The following is a 2,229-nucleotide window of genomic DNA, read 5'->3' as shown; positions in this document are numbered from 1 at the left end:
CTATTGTACGCAGGAGCAAAATCATGGTCTTGAGCTTTCCATAGATATGCAACAGCTTCTACCGCTGGCACAGCCGGCGCTAGAGAATGGGGAGAAGGTTCATGGAACATTCCCTATCCTCAATACCAATCGTGTTGTCGGTACTATTTTAGGCAGTGAGGTGACTCGTCGTTATGGAGCCGCAGGCCTGCCTGAGGATACCATCTCGTACCACTTCATCGGAACAGCAGGACAAAGCTTCGGGGCATTTTTACCTAAGGGCATTACTCTTTCCATTGAGGGTGATTCCAATGACTACTTCGGAAAAGGCTYATCCGGCGGTAAAATTACTGTGGCACCTTCACCGAAAGCGACATTTGTTGCAGAAGATAACGTGATTATCGGTAATACAGCGCTTTATGGAGCTACTAGCGGTCAAGCGTATATTCGCGGCTTGGCTGGCGAACGATTTGCGGTAAGGAACAGCGGCGCAAATGTGGTTGTTGAAGGCGTAGGCGATCATGGCTGTGAATATATGACTGGCGGACGCGTGGTCGTTCTTGGCCAGACAGGTCGTAACTTCGCTGCAGGTATGTCGGGTGGCGTTGCATACGTCTATGATGTGAACGGCGATTTCCTGAACCATTGTAACTTGGAGATGGTATTGCTGGAGCGTGTTGAGGAATCGGAAGATATCGCTGAGCTTCGTGGCTTGATCGAGCGTCATGTTGCATACACTGATAGCGCAATCGGCTCACAAGTATTGAATGATTGGGAGGAATCACTTCCAAGGTTTGTGAAGGTTATTCCTAAGGATTACAAACGGATGCTGGAACAGATTCGCAAAGTTGAGGACTCTGGGCTACAAGGCAATGAAGCTCTTCTTGCAGCTTTCGAGGCGAATAAGAGAGAGCTCGCTCGCGCAGGCGGAAAATAATAAAGTTTTAATAGAAGACATTTATCATTGAATGATAAATGAAATAGAGGGACTGTCACCGAAGTAGCATGACTACTTTTGGTGGCAGTCCCTTTTTTGATTTTCTTCAAAAGCGAAGATGTTATATTGTGGGGTTAATTTTTGTTTTTCGACATTTTATTACCTAAATAGAAAAAAGCCGCAAACACTAAGCGACAAATTCCATCTAATAACTTGGGTATAATAAAAGTAATAATAATCTAAGCAACAGCAATAATCTAATAGGGGTCGGTTGGATGTTAAGAAAGGAAATAGACTTAACGAACGAAGAGGCTAGTCCAGTAGTAAATGCTATTGTTCTCGATATTAATGACATCATGGAACAATTAGGGATTAATCCTGACAATTGTCCAATTCATAGTGATTGAACCGTTCTCTCAGCTCTAACATATGCGATAAACTTTTTCATTTCATCCGAAGTGAGTAATTTTCCATCTATGGTTAAATTATATTTAATGATTAGCTCCTCGTCTGCTAGTTCAAGTTGATCGACAAAAGCTCTGATATCGTTAGTTATTGTATGTTGAGAGAGTGAAGTGCGGCCGACTAAATAGTCGATGGAGACCTTGTATAGATCCGCAAACCTCGTGAGTGTTTCGGAATCTGGTTCTCTGCGATTTTTCTCATAATGTGACAAAGCTGCACGTGAAATACCTAACAGGGTGGAGGTTTGCAGCTGCGTCCATCTCCGTTCCTTCCTCAAATTAGCAATTCGTATACCGATGCTCATCATATTCCTCCTACTTTCGAAATTCCGCTACACCTATATTAATACGTAAACCTAGTAATTGCATTCTTTTACAGTAAAAAGTTGGTTGATAAAGGGAGTTTCCTGTTTATCAGTGTGATGGAGGTATGATGCATGGCGAAATATTTAAATGGTGCCGTACGCGCCCACCTAAGGCTGCGTTTCACGGAAGGTGTGAAAGCTGAGCTGAGATTGATGAATAATCATGGAGAACTGCTAACGAATGCTACGAGTACAGTGCTGCTTCTTAACATGAGTCAAAGCGGATTATGCTTCTTATCTAACCTACAGCTGCCGATTCAACGTAATTATTTGGTTGAATTTCGTATGTATATTTCTAATATCCCCCTTACGGTGCATGGAAGTATAGTATGGTGTTCTGCTCAGGATAATCAATATGCACATGGCGTATTTTTACATTGCTCCAACATGATTCGTAGACTATTGCTCCGTATTATGAATCAGGAGCTGCTTAAACAACAGCCACAGCAGCTTAAAATCCATCATATGTATCGCAGACTGATTC

3 protein-coding genes are annotated in these 2,229 nt (G+C 42.6%); 2 read left to right on the top strand and 1 reads right to left on the bottom strand.

The window, feature by feature from the left end:
- Positions 1-916 (top strand): GltB/FmdC/FwdC-like GXGXG domain-containing protein (locus AC1DWN_RS32525; RefSeq protein ID WP_477562974.1); only part of this gene is annotated, 916 nt, incomplete at its 5' end.
- A 394-nt stretch (positions 917-1,310) separates the two neighbouring features.
- Here the strand turns inward: AC1DWN_RS32525 and AC1DWN_RS32520 are convergent.
- A complete protein-coding gene (locus AC1DWN_RS32520) occupies positions 1,311-1,685 on the bottom strand; it encodes a helix-turn-helix domain-containing protein (RefSeq protein ID WP_477562975.1) in 375 nt (124 codons plus the stop codon).
- A gap of 132 nt (positions 1,686-1,817) precedes the next feature.
- On the opposite strand from AC1DWN_RS32520, the gene AC1DWN_RS32515 reads away from it, so the two are divergent.
- On the top strand, positions 1,818-2,229 hold a 412-nt coding region (locus tag AC1DWN_RS32515; RefSeq protein ID WP_477562973.1), incomplete at its 3' end, for a PilZ domain-containing protein.

It is taken from the genome of Paenibacillus sp. P4_A7 (assembly GCF_056402455.1).
This window is presented reverse-complemented; position numbering and strand designations above follow the sequence as displayed.

Coding starts and splice junctions, on each gene's coding strand:
- AC1DWN_RS32520 (WP_477562975.1), bottom strand. CDS start 1,685: ATGAGCATCGGTATACGAATTGCTAATTTGAGGAAGGAACGGAGATGG.